Here is a 13,512-nt window from a genome sequence, read left to right as displayed (position 1 = left end):
ACCCGGATGACAACGGGAGCCGGGACAGGACCTAGCCGTCCAGCCGTTCCCGCAGATACTCCCGCCAGCGCACGGTGAAGTCCGCGGGCGATGTCCCCAGCACGTCCTCCATGGCCTTCTCGACCGCGCTCGCCCGGTGCTTGCCACCGCCGACCGCCCGGTAGAAGGCGGTCAGTTTCTGCTCGCCCCAGCGCTCCGCGATCAGTTCGCAGGCCAGCCAGCCGCCCTCGTAGGCCCGCGCCAGGGTGTCCCCGTCGCCGCCGAAGGCGAAGTCCGCGTCGGCGGGCAGCACGGGCGGCAGGTCGCCGCGCCGGACCGCGCGCTGGAGTTCCGGGGCGATCTGGCCGGTGGTGCTGCCCGTGCCGCGGTACGCAACCCAGTCCGCGAAGCCTTCTGAGAGCCACATCGGGGTGGCCGCCGAGGTGTACGCGCGGGTGGCGACATGGGTGGTCTCATGGGTGAGCACGACGCCCTGGCCGTAGTCGCCGAGCACCGCATACGCCTCGGGGTTGACGATCACCCGGTCCGCGGGCGCCGACCCCGCCGCCGCGGTCTCGCCCGTGGTGACCGCCGCTATCCCCCGGTACGCGGCCGAGGGCGCGCCCAGCAGCGCTCCCATGGCGTCCAGCGAGGCGGGGACCAGGACGACGAGGCGGCCGGCCCAGCGGGACGGCCAGGCTGCCGAGACGGCCGGTACGGCCCGGTCCGCGGTCGCGGCGACCGCACGCAGCCGCTTGGCGTCCTGGCCGACGGCGAGGACCAGGCTCCGCCTGCCGCGTGCCACCTGCACCTCGCCCTGCTGCCAGAGCTGGCGGCCGCCGCCCTTGCCCGCACGATCGGCCGTCACGTACCAGCGGCCGTCGTGCCGGGTGAGCTCCAGCGTGCGGGACACGGTCACTGGAGCCGAGTCGTAACCGGCTATGCGGTAGCGCAGTTCGGCCTGCGCCACCGCCCGCGTGCCCTGCCGCTTCACATCCCCCAGCCGGTACTCCCAGGAGCTCAGCGGCACATCCGCGAGATTGCTGAACTCCCGTCGCTCCACCGCCCGCAGCGCCCCCGCAGCGGGGTCCACGGCCGCCAGATAGGCGCTCTCGTCGTGGCCGACGACGGCGGCCGCGCGCGCTTCGAGCGTGCGCTGGATGTCGCGCACGGTGGTGTCCGGCGCCTCGGGGGCTACGCAGCCGGACGCCAGCAGGGCCGCGGCGAGTACGAGACCCGCCGCGTGCCGTATCGCCGCGCGCCGTGCGCGCCCCTGACCTGCCACAGTGCCGATCGTACGGAACGCGGCGCCGAACGGAACGGGGCCTCAGACGCGCGTGACCGACGAGACGGGCATCATGCCGACCGGGTCGTAGCGCACCGGCGCCCCGGGATAAGGCGCGTGGACGACCTGGCCATTGCCCATGTACATCCCGATATGACTCGCGTCACTGCGGTATGCCACGAGATCGCCGGGCCGCGCCTCGGACAGCGGGACCTGCCGGCCCGCGTACCGCTGCGCCTGCGAGGTGCGCGGCAGGGCGACTCCCGCCTGGGCGTACGACCACTGGGTCAGGCCCGAACAGTCGAAGCCCGAGGGTCCGTTGGCGCCCCACACATACGGGCGGCCCACCGCGCTGCGGGCCGCCATCACCGCGGCGGCCGCCCGCGCGGACGCGGGCGCGAGGCCGGAGAGCTCGGGCATCGCGTCGCGGCCGGAGCGCGAGGCCCGGCCGTAGCCGGCGCGGTCCGCGGCGGGCAGGGAGTTCAGCAGCCGCTGCGCCTCGGTGAGTTTGCGCTCGACGGTGCGTTTGTGGCGGGCGACAGCCACCCGGCTGCGCTCCAGTTCGGCGAGGTCGCGGGAGGCCTCCGCGCGCTCCTGGCCGAGGTGTCGCTGCGCCCGCTGGAGATCGTGCAGGGCGGTCGTCTGGAGCGCGCCGATGCGGTCCAGGGTCTCGGCCTTGTCGAGGTAGCTGTCCGGGTCCTCGGAGAGCAGCAGGGCGAGTGCGGGGTCTATGCCGCCCGAGCGGTACTGCGCGCCCGCCACCGAACCGAGCGCTCCCCGCATCCGGTTGATGCGCTCCTGGCCGCGGGCCACGCTGTCCTGCGCCTGCGCCACCTGCTCGCGCAGCCGCTCCACCCGTTCACCGGCCTTGTTGAACTGCTCGGTGGCCTGCTCGGCCTCCTCGTAGAGCCGGTCGACACGGGTGCGGGTGGTCTCCGTCGTGTCCTGCGGGTCGGCGCTCGCAGGGGCGGCGCCGAGAGCCGCGGCGGCGGTCGCCGCCGCCGCGGACAGGACGGTGCCCCGGGCAGTGTGAGTGAGGCCGGGCTGTGAGGGCCGTCTGTGGGACGCCACGGGCCGCGCTCCCTTCCGCTGTACGACATGTACGAGGGATGTTGCGCGGCAGACAGTAGTCGTGCGAGCACACAGCGTCCAAAGACCGTGATGGGCACACAAAGTGACGCCCCGCCGGAGACCACAGGTCACCGGCGGGGCGCGACGTCAGTTGGAAGTGACGTAATTCGCCCGTTTGGGCGGGCGCGAGGCGCGTGTCAGATACGCACGCCGAACTGGAACGGCATGTTGTTGATCGACTCGTAGCGCACGCTGGCGCCGGGCTTCGGGGCGTGCAGCACCTGGCCGTTGCCCGCATAGAGGCCGACGTGGTGCATGTCGCCGTAGAAGATGACCAGGTCGCCCTGCTGGAGCCCGCCCTGCGAGTAGATGCGGGTACCGGCGTTGGCCTGCGACTGGGAGGTGCGCGGTATGGAGACACCGGCCTGCGAGTACGCCCAGGAGGTCAGTCCGGAGCAGTCGAAGGAGCTGGGGCCCGAGGCGCCGTAGACGTACGGCGAACCGATCTTGCTCTGCGCGGCGGCGAAGGCCGCGCCCGCACGCTGCGAGGCGGGGACCGAGTTGCCGAGGTCCGCACGCGAGTTGTCGCGGTTGGCGCGGGACTCGTCGGCGGAGAGCGCGGCGCGCTCCGACGCGGTCAGCGAGTTGAGAAGCTTCTGCGCGGCGGCGAGCTTGCTCTGGACTTCCTTCTTCTTGACGCCCAGCTGCTTGCGCGTGTCGGCGAGGTCACCCAGCTTGTCCTGGGCCTCCTTGCGCTGCTGCGCGAGGGTCCGCTGCTTGGCCTGGATGTCGGCCAGCGCCTCGGTCTGCTTGGCGCCCAGCTGGTCCAGCGCGGAGGCCTTCTCCAGGTAGGTGTCCGGGTCGGAGGAGAGGAAGAGCTGCACCGCGGGGTCGATGCCGCCGGAGCGGTACTGGGCGCTCGCCACCGAACCGAGGCCGTCGCGCAGGGTGTTGAGCTCGTCCTGACCGCGGGCGACCTTGTCCTGCAGCGCGTCGACTTCCTTCTCGAGCTTCTCCTGCTGCTCCTTGGCCCCGTTGTACTTCTCGGTGGCCTTCTCCGCCTCTTCGTAGAGCTTGTCGACCTTCTCCTTGACCTCGCTCTTGCTCGGGGTCGGCTGGGCCTGTGCGGCCTGGGAGGTCAGGGCTACGGCCGCGGCGGCGGTCGCGGTGAGCACGGTCACGCGGGTGCGGCTCGGCTGCTTGGGTCGACGGTGGGACGCCACGAAGGCGAGCTCCTTCTTCCTCGAGCCGCCTACCGGGCTGTGGGGGGTTGAATCCCCGGCTCCGCGCATTCAGCACCCCCGCAAAACAGGCTGAACTGCACGGACTCGGCGGTACCTTCGCTGTTCGCCCCGGATGGGCGATCAACCGCGCGAAGGTTCGAGGCCCGACCCTAGTGACCTTCTTGTGATCACTTCAAATCCTGTCGCAAAAAATCTCCGTCACGGAGCGTTTCTTTACTCACATCACACGCGTAGTAGTGGCCACTTGACACTACGTTCAGCCGAGATGGGTGCGAATTCGGGCATTAGGCGCGGGAGTTACTTAGACCCGCGAAAGCCGCTTCAGCAACAAGGCGGACGTGACGGGCCTGGCGCCGGCCTTCGCCACTCCGTCGGCGACCTCCCGGTCGGTGGAGACCACCACCACGGGCCGGCCCGGCGGCTCCGCGCGGACGAGCTGGCGGATCAGCTCGTCGGCGCTCACGCCCGCCTTGGAGAACAGCACCCGCACCCCGCGAGGCGGCGCGAGGAGCACCGGGGCGGCCAGCTCGGCCCCGTCGAAGACACAGGTGATCTCGGCGCCCGTCTGCGCCGCGAGCACCGAGAGCCCGCCGAGCAGCCGCAGCCGCTGCTTCTCCAGCGGCATCGTCGGATAGCCGGTCTTGGTGACGTTGTAGCCGTCCACCACCAGATGCGCCTGGGGCAGCGCGAGCAGCTGGTCGAGCAGCGCGGGATCGGTCTCGGAGAGCGCGCGGGCGGCGATGTCCTTGGGTGACATCCGGCCCGGCTCGACCGCGTCGACCGTGTCGGCCGGGTGCAGGGCGGCCGGCGGCAGGGCCAGTTCACGGCGCAGCCCCTGGGCCGCGTCGAGCACGGTGTCCAGCAGCAGCCGCAGCCGCATGTCCTCGATCGAGCGCCCCTCGCGGGCGGCCCGGCGGCCCGCCTCTACAGCCGACTCCGCCTCCCCGAGTCGCGCCTTGAGCCGCCGGCTCTCGCTCTCGGCCGCCGAGATCTGGGCGGCGGCCTCCGACCTGATCGACTCGGTGTCGGCGTCCCTGCGGCGCAGAGCAGCCTCCGCGCGCTTCATGTCGTTCTCGACGCTGCGCAGCCTGCGGCGAAGCGACTCGGCTTCCTTGCGTGCCGCCTCCAGCTCCGTACGCAGCCGCTCGGTCTCGCTCTTGATCAGCCCGCGCGCCTCGGCGAGCTCCTCGCGCAGCCGCTCCAGCTCGCGCCGCCCGGCCTCGTCGGCGCGCTCGGCGTCGGCGCGCTGGGCCTCCTCGCCCGCGGCGGCAACAAGTTTCACCCATCCGGTGGGCCGAAGGACATATGCGGCGGCCGCCACATCGACCGGATCGGCGGCCGCTGGGGGCGATCCGGACTCCAGCGCGGCGGACAGCTCCGGCTGCGCCTGGCTGAGCCGCTCGCCGATGCGCTGGCGGAAAACGGGGTCGTTCTCCAGGGCGGCGGCCATCGCATTGCCCGCGAACTTGGCACGACGAGTCGGGGTGAATCGGGCGTACTGCCGCAGCTGGGTGGGAAGTTCGGCGACGGTCAGGCCGCCGAACGCGTCCGAGACCAGCGCGACGACCCGGCGCCGTACGCCTTCCGGCAGCGGGCGGTCGAGCGCCTCGGCCGCGTCACCGGCCGCACCGGCCGGCTCGGCGCCGTTCTCAGGCTGCTCCACGATCCGTCACCCCACTACCCGTTCGGGCCGCTCCCTCAGGAGCCGGCGCCCGGCCTGTCCACCAGGTCGATCTGGTCCACCGCATTGCACCAGCGGCAGCGCACCGACTCGATGGTCTCACTGACCACCTCGCGCTCCTCGACCGTCGGCTCTCCGGCCAGGTCCAGATGGACGTACTCCACGACCTTGGAGGAGCGGGTGACGTCGAAGCGTGTGAGGTTGCCACAGAGCGTGCAGCGCCAGCGGGTCGTGGCGGTCGGCGAGGGAACCGTCGTCATCGTTCCGTCCTCTTTCGTCGTGCAGGGTGCGGGTGCCGCTGTGCGCCGTCGAACTGCGGGTGTACTGCCCGTAACCCTACGGCCTCGCAGGTACCCCGGGGCGCGGCGAGGCACCCTGTACCGTTCGGTCCCACTACGCCATGCTCTGTCCATGATCGGTTGGCGGGGTGCGGTCCGGGGCGCGGTCATTGGGCCCGCGGTGACATACGGCGTGATCGCCATCTGCTGTGCCGTGTTCGTGATCAGTCCGGTCTCGGGCCTCAATCCGGTGTACGGCACCGGTGACGCGCTGCTCACCGCGCAGAGTGAGTACTTCGAGCGGTGGGGCGTGATCCCCGCAGAACTGATCAGCGCCTCCCCCGACGCCCTCCTCACTCCGCTCACCGCCCTCTTCGTCCACGGCAGTTGGCTGCATCTGCTCGGCAACATGCTCTTCCTCTACGTCTTCGGGGCGATGGCCGAGGAACGCGTCGGGCAGCTGGAGTTCGCCCTGTTCTATGCCGGCTGCGGCTACCTCGCCCTGCTGGCCTACGCGGTGGCCAACGCCGAATCCGATCAGACCCTGGTGGGGGCGTCCGGGGCGATCTCGGGGGTGCTCGGCGCGTTCCTCTACCTCTTCCCGAGAGCCCGGGTCACCAGTCTCTTCCCGTTCCTCTTCTTCCTGCCGCTGCGCTTCCCCGCGTGGATCGTGCTGATCTTCTGGTTCGTGCTGCAATGGCTGGCCGCCCAGGGCGCGGGCAGCGGTCCCGGGGTGGCGTATCTGGCGCATCTGGTGGGGTTCGGGGTGGGGTTTCTGTACGCCTGGGGACGTTTCCGCCGTAGTACTAGAGTGAAGGCCCAAGCAGCGGCCACTGAGGGAGAACGCCAGCCGTGATCACCGCGATCGTGCTCATCAAGACCAGCGTGGACCGCATCCCCGAGATCGCCGAGTCGATCGCCGCGCTCGACAGCGTGAGCGAGGTCTTCTCGGTCACCGGCACGTACGACCTGATCGCCATGGTGCGGGTGGCCAAGCACGACGACCTGGCGGACGTCATCCCCGGCCGGATCAGCAAGATCCCGGGGGTGGAGGGCACGGACACGCATGTCGCGTTCCGTACGTACTCGCAGCACGACCTGGAGGCGGCGTTCGCGATCGGCCTCGACGCGTAGCGCCTCCGGCGGGGCTGAAGGTGCGGCCGGGCCGCACGGGCCGGGGCCGGGCCCGGCGTCAGACCGCCGGGACGCAGCGGCCGTCCTCCGTGTGGTACGTCCACTTCGCGCCGTCCGCGACCAGTTCCCTCACCGCCCGTACGAAGCGCTCCACGTGCTCGTCCGGCGTCCCCGCCCCGAAGCTGACCCGGATCGCGTTGAGCGAGCGCTCGCCGGGCTCCGCCTCCGGGGCGCCGCACTCGCCCGGGTCCTGCGGGTCGGTGCCGAGCAGTGTGCGCACCAGCGGGTGGGCGCAGAACAGGCCGTCCCGGACTCCGATGCCGTACTCCGCAGAGAGCGCCGCCGCGAAGTGCGAGCTGTTCCAGCCCTCGACCACGAACGAGATGACGCCGACGCGCGGGGCATCGTCGCCGAAGAGCGAGAGGACCTTCACCTGCGGGACCTCCGCGAAGCCCTCGCGCACCCTCGCCACGAGCTGCTGCTCACGCGCCACCAGCCGGTCGAAACCGGCCTCGGTGAGCGCCTTGCAGGCGGAGGCGATGGAGTAGACCCCGATGACGTTCGGCGAGCCGGCTTCGTGGCGGGCCGCCGTGGTGTGCCAGTCGACGTCGACACCGCCGTCCGCGCGGCGGGCCACCTTGCGTGAGGCGCCGCCGCCCGCGAGATACGGCTCGGCCTCCTGCAGCCAGTCCGCGCGGCCCGCGAGCACACCCGAGCCGAACGGCGCGTACAGCTTGTGCCCGGAGAAGGCGACCCAGTCGACGTCCAGATCCTGCACGGAGACCGGGTGGTGGGGCGCGAGCTGGGCCGCGTCCAGGACGATCCGCGCGCCGTGCGCGTGCGCCGCGGCCGCCAGCTCCTTCACGGGCCACAGTTCACCGGTGACGTTCGACGCGCCGGTCACGCAGACCAGCGCGGTGCCGTACGGGTCACGGCCGGCGAGCGCGTGCTCCAGCGTGCGGACCGCCTCGGCCGGGGTGCGCGGGGCGTTCAGATAGGTAACCCGGGCGTCACTCCATGGCAGCAGCGAGGCGTGGTGCTCGGTCTCGAAGACGAAGACCTCGCAGTCCGCGGGGATCACGGCCGCCAGCAGATTGAGGGAGTCCGTGGTCGAGCGGGTGAAGACGACCTGGTCGTCCGGGCGGCAGTCGAGGAACTCGGCGACCGTGACGCGGCTGCTCTCGAAAAGGTCGGTGGACAGCTGCGAGAGGTACCCGGCGCCGCGGTGGACGCTGCCGTAGTACGGCGCGTACGCGGCGACGTCGTCCCACACCCGCTGCAGGGCCGGGGCACTCGCCGCGTAGTCGAGGGCGGCGTAGGTGACCTCGCCGCCGGTGACCAGCGGGACGGTCACATCGCGGCCGAGCACCGGCAGCGGCGCCGCGCAGGCGGGGTCGGCGGACCCGGAGCACGCGGAGGAGTCGGAGACGGCGGAGGAGTCGGAGGAGGCAGAAGACGTGGCGGTGGCAACGGCGTTGGGGCGTGCGGACATGGCGGTATCTCCCGGCAGGTCAGGCGAATTGGCTTCGGCAGACCCGTGCGGGCGCTCAACAGCCGCTCGCCGCACGGGGGTTGCCTCGACTGCACGGCGATCGCCGCGCGGAGGCGTACTGAAGTGGGGGCCGGTGAAGCCCTATCGCATTCGCTTGCTCACGAGACTACTCCCTTGAGGACCAGGACCCCAGGGTGTGCAGGGGTCCGCGCTTGCCGCAGACCTTGCTGCCTGCGGCCTGGTCTTCACCCGGGGCACCCCGCCACGGACGGAGGGTTGCCGGACAGCGAGCCGGGGCTTATTCGCTGTCGCTCATGACCTGCCGAGAAGTATGCCAGTCGTTCGCGCCGCCGCAAGCCGTGTCCGCATCCCGGAACGCGGGCACGGGGACTGCGCCCCGGTGCCCGCGCTCCGAAAACCCGCTCTCCGAGGGCGCCTAGGTCCTGTCCGGTCGATCAGGCCGGATCAGTGAGCGGGGTCTGGTGCGTGCGATCGCAGGCCGGAGGATGGGGGTCCCCCCGCCGAAGGCAGGGGGAGAGCCGACGCGGAGCGTCGGCGACTGACGCAACGCAGCATGGGGGCACCTCCCGTGCCCGAAGGGCTACGGGGGAGTGCGTGCCAGGGCACGCGAGCCCGGCAAGATCGGCCGGACAGGACCTATACGTTGCTGACAGCCACCCATCGCTTGAGCGCCGCCTTCGCCGCACCCGAGTCGATCGACTCCGCGGCCCTGGCCATGCCCGCCGCAAGCTGCTCGTTGAGCGTGCCGTCCGTCGGCTCCAGCGCCACCAGCGCCCCGGCCGCGTTCAGCAGCACCGCGTCCCGCACGGGCCCCGTCTCGCCGCTCAGCAGCCGGCGCGCGACATCCGCGTTGAACGAGGCGTCCGCGCCCCGCAGGGCCTGAACCGGCACCAGGTCGATGCCGATCTCCCTCGGGTCGAAGGCCTCCTCGCGCACCGTCCCGTCCCGCACGACCCAGACGCGCGAGGTGGCCGTCGTCGTCAGCTCGTCCAGGCCGTCGTCGCCACGGAAGACCAGCGCCGAGGATCCGCGCTCGGCCAGCACTCCGGCCATGATCGGCGCCATCCGGGCGTCCGCGACGCCGGTGGCCTGGGCCTTCACCTTCGCCGGGTTGGTGAGCGGGCCGAGGAAGTTGAACGTGGTGCGGATGCCCAGCTCCTTGCGGGCGGCCGCCACATGCCTGAGCGCCGGGTGGAACTTCACCGCGAAGCAGAAGGTGATCCCCGCTTCCTCGGCGACCTGGGCGACCCGCTGCGGGGTCAGTTCCAGATTGACGCCGAGCTTCTCCAGTACGTCGGACGCGCCGCTCGCCGAGGACGCGGCGCGGTTGCCGTGCTTGACGACCTTCGCGCCGGTCCCGGCGACCACGATCGCGGACATCGTGGAGATGTTCACGGTCTTGGCCCCGTCGCCGCCCGTGCCGACGATGTCGACGCTGGGCCCGGGCACCTCGATCAGGTTCGCGTGCGCGTACATGGTCCGTACGAGACCGGAGATCTCCTCGACCGTCTCCCCCTTGGCGCGGAGGGCCACCGCGAAGCCGGCGATCTGGGCGTTCGTCGCCTCGCCGCTGAGGATGCGGTCCATGGCCCAAGCGGTGGCATCCGCGCTCTGGTCGCGGTTGCTGAGAAGGGCCTCCAGCACGCCCGGCCAGGAGTGGGCCGCCACGCTGTCGCCGCCAACCGGGGTCACAACGTTCATGGTCCACTCCAGGGTCCACAGCCGAACAGGGATGCTCCCACCCTATCCAGCCCCGGACACAGCGAAGAGCCCCGTCCGGCGAATGGACGGGGCTCCTGCTGTGGCGACCGCGGCACGCGGCCGGGTGGGATCAGTGGTGGCCGTGGCCGCTCGTGATCTCGTTGAACTCCTCGGCCGTCGGCTTGGGGATCTGGTTCCCCTCGCCGTAGTAGCTCTTGCTCAGCTTGGCCCTCAGCTTCTGGCTGCGGGTGGGCTTGCGCACGACACCGTTCTCGTCGACCGTCGGGCCGATCTCGACCGGCTCGTACTGCTCGTGCACCGTGAGCGTGTGCAGGGCGCCCTGGCTGAGCGGCTCGTGGACCTCGACGAACTCACCGTGCGGCAGGCGCTTGATGATGCCGGACTCGCGTCCGTGCAGCACCTTGTCCCGGTCGCGACGCTGCAGACCCATGCAGATCCGCTTGGTGATCACGAAGGCGATGACCGGTCCGGCGAAGAAGAAGATCCGGACGAACCAGGTGATCGCGTTGATCGAGAGATGGAAGTGGGTGGCCCAGATGTCGTTTCCACCGCCGATCAGCAGCACGAAGTACCAGGTCAGCCATGCCACACCGAAGGCGGTACGGGTCGGGGCGTTGCGCGGGCGGTCCAGGATGTGGTGCTCGCGCTTGTCGCCGGTGACCCAGGACTCGATGAAGGGGTAGACCGCGATCGCCACCAGTACCAGCGGGAAGATCACCAGCGGGATGAACACACCCAGTACGAGGGTGTGACCCCAGGCATTGATCTCCCAGCCCGGCATGAACCGGATCAGGCCCTCGGAGAAGCCCATGTACCAGTCGGGCTGGGCGCCGGTGGACACCTGGTCCGGCCGGTAGGGACCGAGTGCCCAGATCGGGTTGATCGAGGCGACCGCCGAGACCACCGCGATGACACCGAAGACCAGGAAGAAGAAGCCTCCGGCCTTGGCCATGTAGATCGGCAGCAGCGGCATGCCGACGACGTTCTTGTTCGTCCGGCCGGGACCGGCGAACTGCGTGTGCTTGTGGAAGAACACCAGGATCAGGTGTCCCACCAGCAGGCCCATCATGATGCCGGGCAGCAGCAGGATGTGGACCGAGTAGAACCTGGCCACGAAGTCGCCGCCGGGGAACTCCCCGCCGAAGAGGAACATCGACAGATACGTGCCGACGATCGGCACCGACAGGATCGCGCCCTGCATGAAGCGGACACCCGTACCGGACAAGAGGTCGTCCGGGAGCGAGTAGCCGGTGAAGCCGGTGAACATGCCGAGCACCAGCAGCAGGAATCCGAACAGCCAGTTGACCTCGCGCGGCTTGCGGAACGCGCCGGTGAAGAAGACGCGCATCATGTGGACGAGCATGCCCGCGACGAAGATCAGGGCCGCCCAGTGGTGGATCTGGCGGATCAGCAGACCACCACGGACGTCGAAGCTGATGTCCAGCGTCGAGGCGAACGCCTCCGACATCCGCACACCCTGCATCGGGACGTAACTGCCGTGGTACTCCACCTCGTTCATCGACGGGTGGAAGAACAGCGTCAGATACACACCCGTGAGGATGATGATGATGAAGCTGTAGAGGCAGATCTCACCGAGCATGAAGGACCAGTGGTCCGGGAAGATCTTGCGCATATTGGCCTTGGCCAGGCCGTAGATCCCGAGCCGGCCGTCCGCCCAGTCGGCCACCCGCTCACCGGCGGGCGCCTTGCGCTTGGACTCTGCTGAAGTACTCATCCGCGCTCCCAGAAGGCAGGACCGACAGGCTCGTCGAAGTCGCCGAGCGCCTCGAGGTTGCCCTCGGCGTTCACGCCGATCCGCAGCTGCGGAAGGCGGTGACCGGCCGGGCCGAAGATGACGCGGGCGCCGTCGGCGAGGTCGAAGGTGGACTGGTGGCACGGGCAGAGCACGTGGTGCGTCTGCTGCTCGTACAGGCTGATCGGACAGCCGACATGCGTGCAGATCTTCGAGAACGCCACGATGCCCTCGTGCGACCACTCGAGCTCGCGCTTGTCCTTGATGTCGTCCGGCTGAATCCGGACGATCATGAGCGCCGCCTTGGCGATCTGCTTCTGGAAGTCCTCCGCGTCCTCCTCCAGGCCCTCGGGCATGGCGAAGGTCAGCGAACCGACGACGACGTCCTCGGGACGCAGCGGCTCATTGGTGTTCATGTTGATGAGCTGCTTGCCCTTTTCCCACATCGTGGTGCGCAGCTTCTTCTCGGGCAGCGGGCCCAGGTCGCGCAGCAGCACCAGACCGGAGAGCGGCACCATGGCCAGCGCGCCGAACATGGTGTTGCGGATCAGCTTGCGCCGGCCGAAGCCGGACTCCTTCGCACCCTCCGCGAAGTCGGCCATGACCTTGGCACGGACCTCGGGCTCGGCCTCGATCGGGTGACGGTCGTCGGCGATCTCCTGGTCGGACATCAGGGTGCGGGCCCAGTGGACCGCCCCCGCGCCGATGCAGAAGAGCGCGACGCCGAGCGTCATGCCCAGCGAGAAGTTGAGCGAGCTCACATGACCGAACGGCCAGATGTAGACGATCTCGCCGACCGGGAAGATCACGTACGAGGCGATGAAGGCGATCGTGGCCAGCATCGACAGCGTGAACAGGAGGGCGACCGTGCGCTCGGAGCGCTTGGCTGCCCGCTCGTCGACGTCCTGGATACGCGGCTTGTGTGCCGGCAGGCCCGGGTCCGCGAACGGATCCTCCGCGACCTCCACCGCGCCGTGCGCGGCGTCGTCCTGCGCTGTGGGCAGGTTCTCTTCTGGAATCTCTTGGCTACTCATGACTTCTTGGCCTTAGCGGTGTGGGCCGCGACCCAGATGGCGACTGCGATCAGCGCACCCAGTCCGAAGACCCAGCCGAACAGTCCCTCGCTGACGGGGCCGAGGCCACCGAGCTTGAGGCCGCCGGGGCTCTCGGAGTCCTCGCCGTTCACGGTCTGGATGTACGCGATGATGTCCTGCTTCTGCTTCTCCGGCATCGTGGTGTCGGGGAAGGACGGCATGTTCTGCGGGCCGGTCTGCATGGCCTCGTAGACGTGCTTGGGGTCCACGCCCTCAAGGCTCGGGGCGTACTTGCCGTTCGTCAGGGCACCGCCCTCACCCGTGAAGTTGTGGCACTGGGCGCAGTTGGTACGGAACAGGTCGCCACCCTTGGCGATGTCCGCACCCTCGGGGCTGTACTGCTTCTTGGTCGGCGTGATCGGACCGGCGCCGAAGGAGGCGATGTACGCCGCGAGCTGGTCGATCTGGTCCTGCGTGTAGATGACCTTCTTCTTCGGCACCTGCGCGCCGGGCTGCTGGGCCGGCATCCGGCCGGTACCGACCTGGAAGTCGACCGCGGCGGAGCCCACGCCGACGAGGGACGGGCCGTCGGAGGAGCCCTCACCGCCGGGTCCGTGGCAGCTCGCGCAGCCGACGGTGTAGAGCTTCTTGCCCTCCTTGATGGCGAGGGACTGGGCGGTTTCATCGGCCTGCGCCTTGTCCGCGGGTGCGAACGCGGCGTACAGCCCCCCAGTTGCCGCCAGCGCGAGGAGTAGGACGACGACCGCCGCCAGCGGATGGCGTCGTCGTGAGGAGAGCTTTTTCACGGATTACCCCGG

The 13,512-nt window shown here is 70.1% G+C and carries 12 protein-coding genes and 1 riboswitch; of the genes, 2 read left to right on the top strand and 10 right to left on the bottom strand.

Annotated features, from left to right (window positions below; genetic code table 11):
* Nucleotides 1–31 precede the first annotated feature (31 nt).
* The 5 genes from OHA61_RS29030 to OHA61_RS29010 form a co-directional block, all read right to left on the bottom strand.
* Entirely contained in the window at nucleotides 32–1,264 is a 1,233-nt protein-coding gene (locus tag OHA61_RS29030) for a hypothetical protein (RefSeq protein ID WP_406305516.1), read from the bottom strand.
* A gap of 42 nt (nucleotides 1,265–1,306) precedes the next feature.
* Nucleotides 1,307–2,335, bottom strand: coding sequence for an NlpC/P60 family protein (locus tag OHA61_RS29025; protein ID WP_406305515.1), 1,029 nt, complete (start codon nucleotides 2,333–2,335; stop codon nucleotides 1,307–1,309).
* 197 nt (nucleotides 2,336–2,532) lie between these two features.
* Complete coding sequence (locus OHA61_RS29020) at nucleotides 2,533–3,558, bottom strand: NlpC/P60 family protein (protein ID WP_406305514.1); 1,026 nt, start codon at nucleotides 3,556–3,558, stop codon at nucleotides 2,533–2,535.
* 322 nt (nucleotides 3,559–3,880) lie between these two features.
* The gene (locus OHA61_RS29015) at nucleotides 3,881–5,242 is read right to left on the bottom strand and encodes an NYN domain-containing protein (RefSeq protein WP_361908383.1); all 1,362 of its coding nucleotides are present in this window, start codon (nucleotides 5,240–5,242) and stop codon (nucleotides 3,881–3,883) included.
* Between the two features lie 35 nt (nucleotides 5,243–5,277).
* Nucleotides 5,278–5,520, bottom strand: a complete 243-nt coding sequence (locus OHA61_RS29010) for a hypothetical protein (protein ID WP_324973875.1) — start codon at nucleotides 5,518–5,520, stop codon at nucleotides 5,278–5,280.
* 151 nt (nucleotides 5,521–5,671) lie between these two features.
* Here OHA61_RS29010 and OHA61_RS29005 point away from each other — a divergent pair, with 151 nt between their 5' ends.
* Both OHA61_RS29005 and OHA61_RS29000 read left to right on the top strand, forming a co-directional pair.
* Nucleotides 5,672–6,394 carry a rhomboid family intramembrane serine protease gene (locus OHA61_RS29005; RefSeq protein ID WP_406305513.1) on the top strand — a complete coding sequence of 241 codons (723 nt, stop codon included), beginning with the start codon at nucleotides 5,672–5,674 and terminating at the stop codon, nucleotides 6,392–6,394.
* Complete coding sequence (locus OHA61_RS29000; protein WP_005318592.1) at nucleotides 6,391–6,672, top strand: Lrp/AsnC family transcriptional regulator; 282 nt, start codon at nucleotides 6,391–6,393, stop codon at nucleotides 6,670–6,672. The genes OHA61_RS29005 and OHA61_RS29000 overlap by 4 nt, the downstream gene beginning before the upstream one ends.
* Before the next feature lie 58 nt (nucleotides 6,673–6,730).
* Here OHA61_RS29000 and OHA61_RS28995 read toward each other — a convergent pair whose 3' ends face one another.
* The 5 genes from OHA61_RS28995 to OHA61_RS28975 form a co-directional block, all read right to left on the bottom strand.
* On the bottom strand, nucleotides 6,731–8,164 hold the full coding sequence (locus tag OHA61_RS28995) for an aminotransferase class V-fold PLP-dependent enzyme (protein ID WP_406305512.1): 1,434 nt from the start codon (nucleotides 8,162–8,164) through the stop codon (nucleotides 6,731–6,733).
* 203 nt (nucleotides 8,165–8,367) lie between these two features.
* Nucleotides 8,368–8,484: riboswitch (SAM riboswitch) on the bottom strand.
* A gap of 337 nt (nucleotides 8,485–8,821) precedes the next feature.
* Nucleotides 8,822–9,886 (bottom strand): anthranilate phosphoribosyltransferase, encoded by a 1,065-nt coding sequence (trpD, locus tag OHA61_RS28990; RefSeq protein ID WP_406305511.1) that lies wholly within the window; start codon nucleotides 9,884–9,886, stop codon nucleotides 8,822–8,824.
* A gap of 130 nt (nucleotides 9,887–10,016) precedes the next feature.
* Nucleotides 10,017–11,642, bottom strand: coding sequence for a cytochrome bc complex cytochrome b subunit (locus OHA61_RS28985; protein ID WP_324973865.1), 1,626 nt, complete (start codon nucleotides 11,640–11,642; stop codon nucleotides 10,017–10,019).
* Nucleotides 11,639–12,694 carry a Rieske 2Fe-2S domain-containing protein gene (locus tag OHA61_RS28980; RefSeq protein ID WP_389373664.1) on the bottom strand — a complete coding sequence of 352 codons (1,056 nt, stop codon included), beginning with the start codon at nucleotides 12,692–12,694 and terminating at the stop codon, nucleotides 11,639–11,641. Before OHA61_RS28980 ends, OHA61_RS28985 begins: the two co-directional genes overlap by 4 nt.
* The gene (locus OHA61_RS28975; RefSeq protein ID WP_406305510.1) at nucleotides 12,691–13,500 is read right to left on the bottom strand and encodes a c-type cytochrome; all 810 of its coding nucleotides are present in this window, start codon (nucleotides 13,498–13,500) and stop codon (nucleotides 12,691–12,693) included. Before OHA61_RS28975 ends, OHA61_RS28980 begins: the two co-directional genes overlap by 4 nt.
* Nucleotides 13,501–13,512 lie beyond the last annotated feature (12 nt).

The organism is Streptomyces sp. NBC_00885, assembly GCF_045207475.1.
Taxonomy (GTDB): Bacteria; Actinomycetota; Actinomycetes; order Streptomycetales; family Streptomycetaceae; genus Streptomyces.
The sequence above is the reverse complement of the archived record's forward strand: the minus strand, read 5'-3'. Positions and strand labels throughout refer to the sequence as shown.

Bases quoted from the DNA above. Each gene is read 5' to 3' on its own strand.
- OHA61_RS29010 (WP_324973875.1), bottom strand. From the start codon at position 5,520: ATGACGACGGTTCCCTCGCCGACCGCCACGACCCGCTGGCGCTGCACG.
- OHA61_RS29005 (WP_406305513.1), top strand. From the start codon at position 5,672: ATGATCGGTTGGCGGGGTGCGGTCCGGGGCGCGGTCATTGGGCCCGCG.
- OHA61_RS28995 (WP_406305512.1), bottom strand. From the start codon at position 8,164: ATGTCCGCACGCCCCAACGCCGTTGCCACCGCCACGTCTTCTGCCTCC.
- trpD (WP_406305511.1), bottom strand. From the start codon at position 9,886: ATGAACGTTGTGACCCCGGTTGGCGGCGACAGCGTGGCGGCCCACTCC.
- OHA61_RS28985 (WP_324973865.1), bottom strand. From the start codon at position 11,642: ATGAGTACTTCAGCAGAGTCCAAGCGCAAGGCGCCCGCCGGTGAGCGG.
- OHA61_RS28980 (WP_389373664.1), bottom strand. From the start codon at position 12,694: ATGAGTAGCCAAGAGATTCCAGAAGAGAACCTGCCCACAGCGCAGGAC.